The sequence below is a fragment of the Leptospira venezuelensis genome, from assembly GCF_002150035.1.
GTDB lineage: Bacteria > Spirochaetota > Leptospiria > Leptospirales > Leptospiraceae > Leptospira_B > Leptospira_B venezuelensis.
Genome location: NZ_NETS01000011.1, coordinates 1 through 14,878, shown reverse-complemented (window position 1 = coordinate 14,878; position 14,878 = coordinate 1). Strand labels below are relative to the sequence as shown.

Genomic DNA, 14,878 nt, shown 5'->3' with positions numbered 1-14,878 from the left:
TCCAAAAATTGACTGTATGAGCTTGAATTGCGGGATCGTAGGACTTCCAAACGTAGGAAAATCAACCATATTTAACGCATTGACTAAGGCCGGTGCCGAAATGCAAAACTATCCGTTTTGTACAATCGAACCAAACAAAGGAATTGTGGAAGTTCCAGACACAAGACTGGACAGGCTCGTAGAAATTTATAAACCCCAAAAGAAAGTCCCAGCTATCATGGAATTCGTGGATATCGCAGGACTTGTAAAAGGTGCAAGCCAAGGAGAAGGTCTTGGAAATAAATTTCTTTCCCATATCCGTGAAGTGGACGCGATCTGCCATGTAGTTCGTGCTTTCGAGGACGAAAATATTACACACGTCCACGGCAAAATTGATCCAGTAGAAGACGCGCAAGTAGTTACAATGGAATTGATATTTGCGGACTTAGAATCCGTAGAAAAACAATATCAAAAAATTTCCAGAAACGCTAAGGCCGGAAATAAAGAAGCTCAAGAAGCTACAGCACTTTTAGACAAGATCATGGCAGTTTTGAAAGAAGGAAAACCGGCAAGACTCGCTGATATCAAACCGGAAGAGCAAAAATTAGTCAAAACATTCAACCTAATCACTTCTAAACCAGTTCTTTATGTTGCGAATATTACAGACAAAGCAGCGATCGCAAAAGATAACCCGATTGTAGAGTCGGTAAAAAAAATGGCCCAAGCAGAAGGAGCAGAAGTAGTTACTCTCTGCGGAAAGTTCGAAGAAGAAATTTCAGGCCTAAGCAAAGAAGAACAATTAGAGTTCTTAAGCGAAATCGGAGAAACAAGCAGTGGATTGGATAGAATGATCCAAGCTGCCTATAAACTTCTGGGACTTGTAACATTCTTCACGGCCGGAGAAGTGGAAGCGAGAGCCTGGACCACAGGTGTTGGAAGTACAGGACCGATCGCGGCATCGGTAATCCATTCAGACTTCGAAAAAGGATTTGTTCGCGCAGAAGTTATGAAGTTCGAAGACCTGGATAGAACAGGAAGCCCGAACAAAGTTAAAGAAGAAGGTAAATTAAGAATCGAAGGAAAAGAATATATCGTCCAAGACGGAGATGTTATTTTCTTTAGAGTAAACGCTTAAGCACCTCTTCCACTACTTTCTTTCCGATAAGAATTAGGATTAGTTCCAGTTAACTTTTTGAATTCCAGATAGAACGCTGATCTGGAACTAAATCCGGCCTTCGCACCAATCTCAGTTGTGTTCTCATCCGGGAACTCATTTAACAATACTTTAGCTTCTTCTACCCTGTATTGATTGATCAAAGATGGAAAATTCGTTTTGAATTCGGTATTAATCAACTCTGAAAGTTGATGGATCGTAATCCCAAGTTCTTTGGCCATATGTTCTTCTTTTAAAGACTTGGTAAGATAAATTTTTTCCTTTTCCAGTAATGATTCTATCTTAACTACAAAGTCCTTTACATCCAAGGAAGAAAGGTGGGTTTTACGATTAGAACCTTCGTCTTCTTTTCTTCTCAATATTTCTCTGGATAGTAAAGACACGAATACAGTTAAAGGGGGCAGGTAATACAATACTCCATAAACCGCCATTCTGTTATAAGGATAGAAGTCGAAATGGAAAATTGTTTTGTACAAATCCAGAAGTAGAAAGATTCCCCAGACAGAGATAAAGAACATTTCATAGACCGTATTATTTCGAATGGAAGAAATATGAGTCTTTCCAAAATAAAATAACATACATCCGTAATTCAGCACTAAAACTAATATTCTATGATCGTACCAGAATTGATAGAGTGGAATAAGCGGATATAAAACCCCTGCAAAACAAACCAGCCAGAAAAATGGAGATCTATAAACTATACCTGCATTTTCCTTATTCCATGCAGCCAAATAGAAGAAGAAAGCAATATGAGTGATCCCTAGAAACAGGAAGTAATTATGACGAAATAGGTTGTTCTCATTTCCTACGATCGACGCAAATTCTTTTCCATGTAAAAAATAGAGAGTGGCCCCTACTGAGAGCAAATGAAGAGGTAAGGCCAAAAACAAAGCCTTTTTTGATTTATAGTATAAGTATAAATTATAAGCGAATGCTAAGAACAGCACAAATCCAACACTTAAGAACAGAACAGATCTCAATCTAACGATCACCATATAATCGTCTTCTGATAATAATCGAACCGGAAAGTTAATGTCCTCATTGGACAGAACGTAAAGGTAGAAGGTCCTTTCTTCCTTAGGTTCCAAACGTATATTAAAGTGAGGAAGTGGAGAAATAAAATCGTTCCAGATAGGATCCAGGTCATAACCGGCAAATCCTGCCTCGAACTTCCCTCTGGAATCAACTGAACAAAGTTCCGCATCGGGAACGTTCAGCCAAAGTAGTACCAAGGTCCGGTAAAGTTGTTCCGTTCCGTCATTCGCAAGTTTAAACCTAAGCCAATTTCCTGATTGGCTTCTTTTCAAACGTAATACATTTCCCGCATTATGATGCCATTCCAACTGATGGAGAGAAGAAATTGTTTCGGGCTTACAATGTCGGAACTGGTATCCTCTATACCTGTATTCCATTTTAGAGCTAATATTTTCAACAGGGGAAGAAGGATTTAATCGAATGATCTCCGCGTTTGGAAGAGTGGGGGCTGCAATTAAAAAATTTGCTCCAATGATACCTAGGAAGAACAAGATCAAGAATCGAAAATAGATATTTGTGAAGAAAGTATTTCGGATTCTTGATCGGGATTGTTTCATTTAAGCCTAATACCAGTGAATCCTTTTCCAGGTAGGATACCAGGTATTTTTCCGCAGTCATCTTATTTTTTGCCCAAATTGATACTTAGGTCGAATATTGTTCAAAATTATAAGAAATTCCAAAAACCTAAACCAACCTATCTAAATTTATAATCTTGGAATTTTGGAACCATACAATTAAAACTAATCGCCTCGAAGTGTGAAAAGGTATTCGTAAGAAAAATTTTGACCTCCTTCCTCTAAAATTCCAATAAATAAAACTAATTACATTTATATCCTTAAACTAGGCCTAAAGTATGATGCCGGGTTGTCATTAACTCCACATATTTCAAATCTTCTGCTCATTATTTCAGCACGAATTGTCCAAAGGTATAAATCTTAGAAAATTTTTCCTAAATCAGAATTTTTTAGTGTCCAATTTTATAAGTTTGGAAGGTCTTGTATTAAATAAGTTCGTCTTCTACTCAGGAAGGAACTAAAAAAGTCGGGAAACCTGGACAACAAAACCCGAGGAGAAAAAACCAAATGGCAGATTCGGCGATTATACAGAACATACTTAACCCACCGGTACTGTTCTTCTTTTTAGGAATGGGAGTCATCATCTTCAAATCGGATTTGGTGATCCCTGAAGCTTTATCGAAATTCTTTTCGATGTATCTACTTTTCGCAATCGGATTCAAGGGAGGCCATGAGCTTTACAAGACCCCTTTTAGCTCCGAACATGCATTAACTCTATTAGCATGTAGTATCATGGCAACCCTGGTGCCAATCTATGCATATTATATTCTAAAAATCAAATTAGAGAAACATAACGCCGCCGCCTTGGCGGGATCCTTTGGATCAATTAGCGCAGTAACGTTTGTAACTGCTGGTGCTTATCTTCATAATTTGAATATTGAATACGGCGGTTTTATCGTAGCTGGTATGGCTCTTATGGAATCTCCTGCAATCGTTATCGCGGTTATCCTGGACAGACTTTCTAAGAACAAGGCAAACGGTGGCGGATCTATCAACTGGAAAGCTCTTCTTCACGAAGCGCTATTCGGATCTTCTATCTATCTCTTAGTAGGTGCTTTGATAGTAGGTTACTTGACCGGGGACAGCGGCTGGAACGCTGAGAAACCGTTTACTGAGGACTTATTTAAAGGAATCTTAACATTCTTCCTTTTGGATATGGGAATCTCTGCAGCAAAAAGATTCAAAGAACTTACTCACGTTGGTTTCTTCCTAATCGCTGCAGCGATTTTATTAATGGTGATCAACGCGAGCGTAGGATTACTTCTCACTAAAGTAATTCATATGCCAGAGGGAGATGCGCTAATGTTTGTAGTTCTTTGCGCTTCCGCATCTTATATTGCGGTTCCTGCGGCAATGAAGGATATGATCCCGGAAGCAAATCCGAGCATCTATCTTACGGTGGCATTATCCATCGTATTCCCGATAAACATTATCCTCGGGATTCCATTGTATCACTACTTAGTTAAAGCTATCATGTAGGGTATTTTTCCCCTCCGGGACGAAATCTCGGAGGGATTATTTTTGCTTAATATAAAAAAACGTAAAATTCTTTGGACAGTCCCCAAAATCTGGGGATTTTGTATCCGGTTTTAAATTTTAGAATGAATTTCTAATATTTGGGACAAATAAAACGCGGAGAACCCATATGAAACTAAAGATAATCTATCAAATTCGATCGATTCGCAAAATCAGCTTTATTTTGTTGTTTTTGGCGGTCGGATCTCAAAGCGTATTTTCTCAACCCGCAAACAAGGAAACTGTAACAGCACCGAGTACACCTGCACCGGCCACAGTTTCCGCACCTCAAAAGTCTATGGCAGAGGAAGAAGACAGCTATGTTTCTCCGATGAAAACTAGCGGTTTAACCCCTGATTTTACTAGAAGTACTTTTTTTGAACCCGAATTGGGAAAAAAAGTCGCGAACCATAAAAAAGCATGGTTGAACGACTGGATCAGAATAGGTGCCTATGTTCGCCCTAGATATGAGGACAGATACAACCTAGGATTTGATAAATCGAATAAAGGTTATACCTCCAGAGCAATGCAGACCTCTCAGGTATTTTTTATAATCGATCCTAGTCCTTACTTCTCTGCAAAAGTTACCTTCCAAGATGCAAGAGTATGGGGAGGGGAAACACCAGCTAGCGTTGGTGATGTTCGTGCAAATGTTTTCGACGGAGCAGGAGCGACTACAACTAGTAACCCTGCTGCAGGATCAGGAACTACCATCCCGAGCCAAACAACTCTTCGTGAAGCTTTTATTATCTTAAAGAAACTTCCATTGGATGCTAAAGTCCAGGTAGGTAGACAAATTTTGGCTTATGGAGATCAGAGACTACTTGGTGGCGCTAACTGGACCATGAACGGTTTGTCTTACGATGGAGCACGTATTATGTTCGATCAGGACAATTACAAGATCCATTTCTTTGGAACTAAAATTGCAGCCAATCAGAATGGTGTTAACGGAGTAGTTTCGGCTAACGCACCTGTAAGCATTACGGATCCAGTTACAAAAAAGACGACTGTAGTGAATCCTGGACAACCGGATCAGTATATTGTTGGTACGTATAACTCCGTAACTGCAAAGGATTGGTTTACTCTAGACGTTTACTCCATTGGACTTTTGACCAAAAAGACTGCGATTGCAGGAGCTAAATCTGACCTAGATCTTTATAATAACTCTTGGGCAAAACAGCAAAGTGATTTGATTACAACTGGCTTCAGGATCACCAACAGAACCGCAAATAATAATCTTCCTAAAGATGGTCTTTGGGGAGCTTGGGATTGGGCAATTGAAAGTGCGTGGCAAAGCGGTGCAACTGGACAGAGAAACGTAAAAGATCCTCTTTTGGATTCTTATGTTCAGCAGAATGTTCCGGGTATTTCCGGGTCTGGACAAAGTTACGGCACACAAGCTCAAAGATATTCCGGATCAATGCATATTCTGCAAACTGGTTACACTTTCTTTGAAAAATTAAGAGCAGGGTTCCAATATACTTACGCTTCTGGAGATAATAATCGCACAGACGGGAGTAACGGAACTTTCCAAACTCTTACTAACCCAAGATTTGGAGTATTTCCTTATTGGAATAACGTAGCAGGTCTTTCTGAGAATATTGATACTAAAAACTTAAGTTCTTATAATTTCAATTTCTCTTACAAGACTGATCATTACGGAACATTCTACGCGGCTTATATAATCAATAACAAGGTCCAAACCCAGGATGCTTGGTATGCAATTAATGGTAGCGCGAATACAGGTGCTTCTACTGAAAGTAATGGTGTTGGACAAACCACTATCTCTGTAGGTGGAACAGGTAAAAATATTTACAATGAGTTCGACCTGACATGGATGTACGTTGTTAACGATTACGTTTCCATTTGGATCGGTGGTGGTATCCTTACAGCAGGTAATGCCGTTAAAAATCAGAGAAATGCTCTCTATCATTACAATCTTCAGCCTGTCGGAACAGAATCCGTAGGGCTTCATTTAAACACAGGAGTTGCGACAGGAGCGAACGGAACAGCCTCTCAGGCTCATATGTTCTTCTTCCAAGTAAACGCGGGCTTCTAAAAAAGGAATACGTATGACAGTATTGGCTTATCTATCCGTCATAACTTCTCTGCTGGCACCTTTCCTAATAGGGAATGTGCTCGGAGTAGATTTTTTCGGGAAAGATAGTTCGATCGGTCTTGGGTTATCTCTCCAAGCGATACTAGGCAGTTTTATAGCCGTATATGTATACGGTTATGAAAAAGAAAGAAAGGCGTTGGTCATTTTTGGTTACGCCATTTTTTTTCTAAGCACAGGGATTTGTTACCTGGTAGGAAAAAGTTTGTGGCTGGTTCTTTTCTGGGAGCTGTCCACAATAAGCGCCTTTCTTCTTTATATCGGAGGCAAATGGAATGATGCCTCCATCCGAAGTTTCGTGGCATTAGTTGCTGCAGGCGGGATCGGGGCCTTCTGTTTTACGTTCTGGATCTTTTCGAACGATCCAAGATCCGGATTATTTTTCCTGATCTTGGGACTTTTGATCAAATCAGCATTTTTCGGCGTTCATTTTTGGTTACCGGAAGCTCACGCGGGTGCACCTGCTCACGCTTCTGCAGCTTACTCCGGATTATTAGTCAATCTACCTCTTGTATTATTTTCTAAATTTGCTCTTCCACTTTTACTCGGAACCCATTATGCAGCCATCCTTATACCATTAGCCGGAATTGGAGTATTATGGGCAGGTATTACTGCACTATTCAGTAGAGAAGTCAAAAAATCCATTGCTTATAGCACGGTTGAGAATATGAACTTCTTATGGTTGAGCTTACTTCTCTCAGCTTATTGGCAAGATAGCGAACAGGAAAGTTTAAGGATGCTGAGCAAGGCATTTGCGGTCCTTTTCCTGATCTCTTTGGTTCACCACAGCATTAGCAAAACATTCCAATTCTTATTTTTCGGATATCTAACTAAATTATCCGGTAGATCCGGAGCAGATGAAAACACGGGGATAGGAAGGATCAGTGGAATTCCTACATTCCTCGCCGCAATCGGAACTATGAGTTTTCTTGCCATTCCTGGAACTACCGGTTTCTTATCAGAATCCACATTTATCAAATTATTATCCGCGGTTTTAGAAGTTGCCGATACTAGTGCGGCACTTGTTCTTCCGCTTCTAATTTTAGTCTGTACAGGTTTAGCTGTGGGAGCAGCCGCTCATTTAAAACTATTCCTAGGACTTGTTCTTTCCAGACCTCGAACAAATTTCGAAGACCATGGAAAGAATACGACTATCAGCGTTTCCTTATTCTTAACCGGCGCCTTGGTATTGATCTCACCTTTGATCATTCTTAGCTTCACAAACTATTATGCAGTGAGGGTAGAATGGTTGGATTTTTCCTGGTTCAGAGGGATCGGGATCTTGAACGTAATTGGCCTTGTGATACTGTTAAGTGTAGGGTTGTTAGGACTCAGACATAAGATCAAAGAGAGAAAACTGTGGGATTGCGGCGGCTTATTCGGCGGATCGGAGGTAGCGATCACGAGTTCGGCTCTTTCCGATCCGCTAGCCGCTCCTTTAGGCAGATATTTTGCTGATGAAGCGGGCAATTCCAGATTAGACAAAGGGTTCATTAAGATTTTATTAAGAATACTTTCCTCTTTGAAAGCTAAGATCAGAGGAGCGGATGATGAATCCATCTCTGTAGACTTAACTTATTCTTCTTTTACTGTATTAACAATTTTGATCGTAATCATCATCGTTCGTCTTGCGGAGGGAGACATATGGTCACAGCTACTTTCTTATTGGGCATTCTGATCCAGATTTTAGCCTTTATATCTCTTCCTTTCTTATGCGGAGGCGTTCTCCAAAAGATCAGGGCTTATGCCCAAGGCAGAAGAGGTGCACCCGTTCTGCAGATCCTATATGACACAATCCGAATGATCAGAAAAAGTCCGATAGATGGTCCTTTCTCTGGATTTTTCTCAGAAAGTTCTGCGATATTCGCTTTTGCTTTCGGATTAGTTCTTTGGTCTCTGGTTTCTTTTGAATGGGCCTCCTTATTACTGATCCCATTTTTAATAGGAATGATCCGATTCGCTACTGTGGCTTACGCAGTGGAAAACGGAACTTCTTTTGGTGGAATGGGAGCAGCAAGAGAAACTCTTCTTTTCATATTCGGTGAACCGATCCTGATCCTGGTTCTTGTGGTATTGGAATCAAACGTAGTTTTCCATGAAAACTTCGCACATATTTCTTTTGCGATATTATTCTTCCTGGGAGCGACATTGATTGTCCTTTCTGAACTCGCCAAACCGCCATTTGACGATCCAAGAACTCACTTAGAGCTCACAATGGTTCACGAAGCAATGTTATTAGAAGCCTCCGGAAGAACGAGGGCATTCTTTGAGTTAGCCCACCAATTTAAAACTGCTTCTTTGTTCTTACTTCTTACCAAATTAGGATTGGAACACGTAGAAGTATTCTTAGGAGTTTCTTCCGTTCCTATTTGGAAAGAATTAGCTTCGTTTGGAGGAGCCATTCTTCTCTCCGCGTTAATCGGATATTGGGAAGCAAACAGCACTCGACGAAAATGGATTTGGATCCCTGAATTACTCGGCTTGAATTTTATTTTCATGCTGATCTTGGGAATTCTTCTGAAACTAGGTAAATAAATATGAGCGCAGACGTTAGTTATCTCATTATACTACTGACCGGAGTGGTCATTCTTTTAGAAAACAGACTCAAAAGGGTAGTCATCCTTTTGGGGATCCAAGGTTTTCTTTTACTTCTACCGTTGTACCAGGAAGAAAGCGGAGACGGTTTCCATTCTATATTTTTAGCAGGAATGGTAATCGTTTTCAAAGGAATATTAACTCCTATTATTCTTTTTTGGACCGCGAGAAGGATACATTCACCAGAATCAACTTTTCCTAAAGTAGGATATCTTCCAACACTTGCACTTTTATTTGCAGGTGCGGCAGCATGTTACATCTTCATGGATATAGTTTCGGCATTCTTTGGGAAATCACATCAGTATGGATTACTATATGTGCTTCTTTTAATATACATTGGAGTGATCGGATTTGTAGTTAGAAGGAACTGGATAGGTGTAATCGCATGTTTCAGCATCTTTGAGAACGGGACATTCTTACTTACTCTACTTCTAAAATCAGGAGTTCCAATAGGAAGCGAATTCGGATCCTTTTTGGATGCTGTTTTGATCATTGGAGCAGGTGCAGCTCTTAGAATCAACAGTGAGCAATATAAGGGGGAAATAACTAGATGAACTTCGATATTCTTTTAGGGATCGGAGCGGGAGTTTTTGTCCTAATTTTTCTGACCTATGTTTTAGCTCCTACAAAGAACCAGACCAACTTATTATTTTGGTCAGTATTACTTATTATTTGCGCAGCGATCAACTTTGCAGTCTGGATTATACGAGATTGGAATGAAGAAGGCACTACGCTACAATGGGTTTTGATAGAAGCAACCACATTCGTAGGTGCGTTACTCATCTCTTCAAGCAGGACAGTTAAATCCTTTCCGATCGCTTGGAAATTTTTGCTGATAAACTCATTCGGTTTAGGTATCGCATTCTTAGGCATCATACTCATCCGCTCTTCTTTGCATGTGATCAATCAACCTATCGAATTTTTGGCGGCAAATTCCGCTTCTCATCCGGAGATCATTTGGGTGGAGATCGGCCTATGGCTTGCGATTTTTGGATATACTGCAAAGTTAGGACTTTTTCCAAATCACGTGTGGATAGAAGATACATATGGAGAAAGTCCTACACAAGTTTCCTCTTTACTTTCGTCATTCATTCCTGTTTCGGTTTGTTTTGCGCTTAGACCTTTTGTACATTTAGATCATCAACTTTTCCCACATACATTCAGTGGTGCGGATGGCTTGCTAGTATTAGGAATATTAACGATTTTCTTAAGTATTTTTGCAGTATACGATCGTGACGATATCAGAAGGATTTCAGCGAAAGTCGCTCTTTTTCATACTGGAGCCTTGGCTGTTTTCCTTTGGATGGATTTAAGTGATACAGCTTTCCTATTCATGATGGCCACTAACTTAGTAGTGAAGTCACTTTTATTCATCAGCATGGGAATTGTGAGAATGGATGCGGGAAAAAGAGAACTCCATAAGATTATCCAAGCAGATTCTATAAACAAACCGGCTTTATCTCTATTCATCTTAGCTCTCTTTTTAGCCTTCGTTATGCCCGGATCACCAATCTTCGTTACAGATATAATATTGATCAAAGCTGGCCAAATAGGCGGAAAATCATTCGTGATACTAGTTCCAATTTTAGGAATCGTATTCTTTGGAGTAATGCTGTATAAACTCGCACCTTTACTGAATATTAAAGGACGACCATTTTCAAAAGATCTTTCTACCATTCTCAGAATCAGAATGACTAACGGATTTTTCCTACTTCTACTTCTTCTCAGCACGGGCTGCTGGGGATTTTACCTGTTATTACAAGGTGCATTATGAAAAACGTTACCGGAATTTTTCACACTTCGGAAACGAAACAAACTCATCGTTTCTGGCTAACTCGGGATGGAATAGAGAAAGAAACTCTTACTAAATCCGCAGAAAAACGTTTATATGAGGATCATTCCAATCCAATCTGGGTCCTCAGGCATAGCCTCGGTACGGACCAAGGAGCTGAAGATTACTCTTCCATGGATTACGAGAGATATCTATCTCAAGATAGAAAACATCTTCTCGAAAAATTCCTGACCAAATCCGGTATCAAAGACCTAGTTTATAGAGGGATCAATGTTCCAGTTCCAAATTCTTTTTATTCACATGCAGTAGGACCAATCCATGCAGGAGTAATCGAACCTGGGCATTTTCGTTTTATTGTAGAAGGAGAAGAGATCCAAAATTTGGATATTCGTCTAGGTTTTCAAAAAAGAGGCCTCCTTGAAAAAATGAAAGGTCAGAACAAGGACTCGATTTCTCCTTATGCGGAAGCAATTTCAGGAGATTCTACAATCGCTTATGCAATTGCATTCAGTAAAGCATTCGAAGAGGCCCACGGCATTCAAGTTCCTGAAGAGGTAAATTTCGCAAGAACTGTACTTTTAGAAATAGAAAGGATCGCAATACATATAGGAGACATGGGAGCAATTGCTGGTGACGTAGGTTATTATCCACTCCAAGGTGTATGCGCAATGCAAAGAGGGGTTCCTCTCGGAGTCATGGAAGCACTAACAGGTTCTCGCTTTGGAAGAGGGACCTTAAGTCCTGGCAAAGTAAGGCTCAAAAAAGAACTCACTGAATCATTCTTAGACGATCTATCGAAAAGGATCCAGGACGTTACATCCGATGTAGCAGGACATTTCGAAAGAGCTGCAAACAAATCTACAAACAGAGAAAGGTTGCAGATCTGCGGGGTAATCACGCATAAACAACTCAAGGACTTGGGCTTTGTTGGAATGGTAGAAAAATGTACAGGCCATTCTAGAGATCTTCGCCACCATGATTCCAGTTATTCTCTCGCAGGAGAGTCCATCAATTTGGGTCTGGATGCAGGCCAAATGAAGGGAGATGCCTGGGCAAGATTTTATCTTCGTTATGAAGAATTGAAAAATAGCGGGCGCTGGCTAACTAAAGCAATCCCATCATTAAAAAACTTTCATAAAGCTTATGAAAGTTTAGAAAAAACGAAAGTTTCTAAAGCGAAATCGGGAATATATTTCGGTGCTGCAGAAGGATGGAGAGGTCCAGTTTTAGCGTCTTTCTCCTTAAATTCTTCCGGAGATATTTCAGAAGCATATGTGAGAGATCCCTCCGTTCTAAACTGGCATGCCTTGGAACTCGCGGTAAGAGGGGAGAATATCGGAGATTTTCCTCTGAATAATAAATCTTTCAACCTCAGTTATGTGGGAGTGGATCTATGAAACAAATCCAAGAAATCATCAATATATTCCGTCCGGCAAAAAATCTAAATTTCGAAAAAATGGGTCCCACTAATCCAAATGCGAGAGGTATACCTGTTCCTTCTTCTAAGAAAGGATTCCATTTAGATAAATCAATTGAGAAGGTTTGCCCGACTGGAGGATTAAAAGTATCCTCATCAAAAGATATTACATTTGATTACGGAGCTTGCCTGCAATGTGGTCATTGTGTAGAAGCTTCTGCAGGACAATTAGAAAATTCAGGATTTATTCACGTATATTCCGTAGACAGAGAAGCATTAAAAGTACGTTATATAGATGGAATTCCAGCATCTTACGAGGAAGAAGTATCCGAAAACATAAAACAATTCCGCAAAATTACCAAAAACACCGGCTTTCAATACAGAGAAGTTGCTGCAAGTGGGAATAATGCAACAGAAGCTGAAATCAATGCGAGTTTTAATGCCGTCTTTGATAGCGAAGCAAGTATGGTACGAGTGGTTGCTTCTCCCAAACACTCAGATGCAGTTGTATTCGCTGGTCCAGTTGGACCAAATATGGAAATTCCCCTTCAAGTTGCATGGGATACAACTCCAGGACCGAAGGCACTGATCGCCTGCGGAACTGAAGCCGTTTCTGGTGGATTATTCCAAAGGGGAAAATTACCAAAAGAGCCGGACCTATTTATTGGAGGAGACCCTCCAAGACCTGACGTAATCGTAAGCGCGTTCCGTTATTTGATGGGCAAGAAGAAGTTCTCCTTCAGGGAAGAACTCTCTAAATTCATTGCAGAACGACGCTCTAAATCCTAATCTCATCAGGAAGCTTTTACGTAATAGTGATCATTTCACCTGCGTAAAACGCTTCCTTCGTTTTTAAACCAATTCCTGAAAATTTATCTTCTCCGTTTATATCGGAAATCACATCTGTAGGATAAGAAATCCTTGGATCTAATTTTGTATGGATCGGATAAAATCTTTTTTGATCCAAATAAGAATATGTGGTCAAGATCACCACTTCTTGGTTTTGAAAGACCGCTTCTAAATTACGGACCATTGTATTTACGCGAGAAGATACGTTTTCATTAAAATCTTCCCAAGTCCGAAGCTCTCCCGAGATTTCCACATTCAAATGAACAATAGAAGGGTAGGGTTTAGGATCATTCTGCCTATTTTTATCCAAAACTTTTTTGGCAACGAGAAGTGCATCTGTGTCGTCACCTCTTCCCGTTTTTACAAGAACTGCTTTATTTCTTTGTAAAAGTTCAAAACCTTCGCCGTAGCAGATCAGTTCTTCTGCATGATCCAAATGTTTCCAACGTTCCTCCGCAGCTAATTTGGAAAGTTTACGTTTTTGATTTAAAGAATAAGCCACGTTCCAGATGATCTGGTATAATAAGCTGGGAAGAAGTGTAGAAGGCAAATCTTTGATCCCAGAAAGCTTCTGATAAACAGCATGAAATAGATCCGGTTGAATCAATTTCTGGATTTCTATTTCTCCAGCGGAAATGATCGCAGAAATCTCTCGAATCAAGAATGACTTAAGAGAAAGAGAAGTCTGGAAATCTGCATAAAAATCAGGAACTTTTCCTGAAAATAATTCTTCAGGTGTTTTAAACCCCACATTTTTGGAAATTGCAGGATCCTTAATTTGGTATTTTAAAAAAGCAGAATGAAAGATTTCAGAAGGTTCATTAAATCCGAAGTTTGCGACTATTTCCTGAGAATCAATAATAGTTCCATCATCAAAGATTAAAGTTTCAGACATCAAGTCCGTATTTGTAATCCCCTCGATCACATAAAGTTGTTCTTTCGGAAAAACTTTTCTAACAGCTTGTGTCTGACTTTTAATTGCTGCGCGTGCGGCTTCTTCATTTCCGCCGTGAGCAGCACAACCAAGCCCTGGAATATCGGATCTATGCATGTATGCGATAAACAATGCAGGCATTCCCGGAGTATTGCATAACGCATCGTTTACGACTCTATCGATGCGATTCCAGAACCAAAAGTTATTTAAGTTAGTAGAAACAATGTTTCCATCCGTTCTACCAAAACGTATAGTAGTGACAGGATATCCCTTTAATTTACTTCCATGAACTCTTCCATCTATACACTTAGTAACTAATACTTTAGGAGTTCTTAAACTAAATTCACGGATCACATGTTTCATTCTATGAATCGTTTCCGATTGCAGAATGTTTTCTTTTAAATATTGATCTATGTATTCTTTTGCCGGTCCCAATTGAATTCTCCTATCTTTAAGTCCGTAGAATACTTTCCCAATCCAGCAAACTTCTCTTTATAATTCTAAAATAATAAAATCATCATCTCTTGGAAATCTATTTATGCGACAGAAGAATGGTCATAAGCTGGAGAAAAAGTGAGTTCATCTTTTAGAGCTTTTCACCTTATATTCAGGCTATTTACACCTAAAAACTAAGAATAAAAAGTTCGAAAAAAAGGGAAAAACTCAGAGAAATAAATACAAAAGTTATTTGACCGGTTGAGTGACGTAATTAATGTGGTTTTTACGCCTGAAGGAGAACGACTCGGGAGAGAGAGTTCCTTTGGGGATCTTTAAAAGATCTTTGAAAACATATAGAGTAGCGTGACCCGCGAGATTTTTAAACCTAAAGATCTCGCATTAAGATGGTTTTAACCGAATCATCTTAACCCGAAAAAATAATGAACAATTCCAGCGATT

At 39.7% G+C, this 14,878-nt stretch carries 11 protein-coding genes; 9 read left to right on the top strand and 2 right to left on the bottom strand.

The window, feature by feature from the left end; all coding sequences use genetic code 11:
- Positions 1 to 16 precede the first annotated feature (16 nt).
- Positions 17 to 1,114 (top strand): redox-regulated ATPase YchF, encoded by a 1,098-nt coding sequence (gene ychF, locus B1C82_RS16250; RefSeq protein ID WP_086448654.1) that lies wholly within the window; start codon positions 17 to 19, stop codon positions 1,112 to 1,114.
- Here ychF and B1C82_RS16245 read toward each other — a convergent pair.
- On the bottom strand, positions 1,111 to 2,745 hold the full coding sequence (locus B1C82_RS16245; RefSeq protein ID WP_086448653.1) for a helix-turn-helix domain-containing protein: 1,635 nt from the start codon (positions 2,743 to 2,745) through the stop codon (positions 1,111 to 1,113). The genes ychF and B1C82_RS16245 overlap by 4 nt on opposite strands.
- Positions 2,746 to 3,270: 525 nt before the next feature.
- Here B1C82_RS16245 and B1C82_RS16240 point away from each other — a divergent pair.
- The 8 genes from B1C82_RS16240 to B1C82_RS16205 all read left to right on the top strand — a co-directional run bounded on the left by B1C82_RS16240 (position 3,271) and on the right by B1C82_RS16205 (position 12,987).
- Positions 3,271 to 4,242: a sodium-dependent bicarbonate transport family permease gene (locus B1C82_RS16240; RefSeq protein ID WP_086448652.1), complete on the top strand. Its 972-nt coding sequence runs from the start codon at positions 3,271 to 3,273 to the stop codon at positions 4,240 to 4,242.
- A 166-nt stretch (positions 4,243 to 4,408) separates the two neighbouring features.
- Complete coding sequence (locus tag B1C82_RS16235) at positions 4,409 to 6,337, top strand: alginate export family protein (protein ID WP_086448651.1); 1,929 nt, start codon at positions 4,409 to 4,411, stop codon at positions 6,335 to 6,337.
- A 13-nt stretch (positions 6,338 to 6,350) separates the two neighbouring features.
- Entirely contained in the window at positions 6,351 to 8,072 is a 1,722-nt protein-coding gene (locus tag B1C82_RS16230; RefSeq protein WP_086448650.1) for a proton-conducting transporter transmembrane domain-containing protein, read from the top strand.
- The gene (locus B1C82_RS16225; RefSeq protein WP_086448649.1) at positions 8,039 to 8,929 is read left to right on the top strand and encodes an NADH-quinone oxidoreductase subunit H; all 891 of its coding nucleotides are present in this window, start codon (positions 8,039 to 8,041) and stop codon (positions 8,927 to 8,929) included. The genes B1C82_RS16230 and B1C82_RS16225 overlap by 34 nt, the downstream gene beginning before the upstream one ends.
- Before the next feature lie 2 nt (positions 8,930 to 8,931).
- Positions 8,932 to 9,543 carry a formate hydrogenase gene (locus B1C82_RS16220; protein WP_086448648.1) on the top strand — a complete coding sequence of 204 codons (612 nt, stop codon included), beginning with the start codon at positions 8,932 to 8,934 and terminating at the stop codon, positions 9,541 to 9,543.
- Entirely contained in the window at positions 9,540 to 10,763 is a 1,224-nt protein-coding gene (locus B1C82_RS16215) for a proton-conducting transporter transmembrane domain-containing protein (RefSeq protein ID WP_086448647.1), read from the top strand. Before B1C82_RS16220 ends, B1C82_RS16215 begins: the two co-directional genes overlap by 4 nt.
- Complete coding sequence (locus tag B1C82_RS16210; protein WP_086448646.1) at positions 10,760 to 12,178, top strand: hydrogenase large subunit; 1,419 nt, start codon at positions 10,760 to 10,762, stop codon at positions 12,176 to 12,178. Before B1C82_RS16215 ends, B1C82_RS16210 begins: the two co-directional genes overlap by 4 nt.
- Entirely contained in the window at positions 12,175 to 12,987 is an 813-nt protein-coding gene (locus B1C82_RS16205) for an NADH-quinone oxidoreductase subunit B family protein (RefSeq protein ID WP_086448645.1), read from the top strand. The genes B1C82_RS16210 and B1C82_RS16205 overlap by 4 nt, the downstream gene beginning before the upstream one ends.
- Before the next feature lie 16 nt (positions 12,988 to 13,003).
- Here the strand turns inward: B1C82_RS16205 and B1C82_RS16200 are convergent, their stop codons facing one another.
- Complete coding sequence (locus tag B1C82_RS16200; RefSeq protein WP_086448644.1) at positions 13,004 to 14,416, bottom strand: hypothetical protein; 1,413 nt, start codon at positions 14,414 to 14,416, stop codon at positions 13,004 to 13,006.
- Positions 14,417 to 14,878 lie beyond the last annotated feature (462 nt).

Bases quoted from the DNA above. Each gene is read 5' to 3' on its own strand.
- ychF (WP_086448654.1), top strand. From the start codon at position 17: ATGAGCTTGAATTGCGGGATCGTAGGACTTCCAAACGTAGGAAAATCA.
- B1C82_RS16245 (WP_086448653.1), bottom strand. From the start codon at position 2,745: ATGAAACAATCCCGATCAAGAATCCGAAATACTTTCTTCACAAATATC.
- B1C82_RS16240 (WP_086448652.1), top strand. From the start codon at position 3,271: ATGGCAGATTCGGCGATTATACAGAACATACTTAACCCACCGGTACTG.
- B1C82_RS16235 (WP_086448651.1), top strand. From the start codon at position 4,409: ATGAAACTAAAGATAATCTATCAAATTCGATCGATTCGCAAAATCAGC.
- B1C82_RS16230 (WP_086448650.1), top strand. From the start codon at position 6,351: ATGACAGTATTGGCTTATCTATCCGTCATAACTTCTCTGCTGGCACCT.
- B1C82_RS16225 (WP_086448649.1), top strand. From the start codon at position 8,039: ATGGTCACAGCTACTTTCTTATTGGGCATTCTGATCCAGATTTTAGCC.
- B1C82_RS16220 (WP_086448648.1), top strand. From the start codon at position 8,932: ATGAGCGCAGACGTTAGTTATCTCATTATACTACTGACCGGAGTGGTC.
- B1C82_RS16215 (WP_086448647.1), top strand. From the start codon at position 9,540: ATGAACTTCGATATTCTTTTAGGGATCGGAGCGGGAGTTTTTGTCCTA.
- B1C82_RS16210 (WP_086448646.1), top strand. From the start codon at position 10,760: ATGAAAAACGTTACCGGAATTTTTCACACTTCGGAAACGAAACAAACT.
- B1C82_RS16205 (WP_086448645.1), top strand. From the start codon at position 12,175: ATGAAACAAATCCAAGAAATCATCAATATATTCCGTCCGGCAAAAAAT.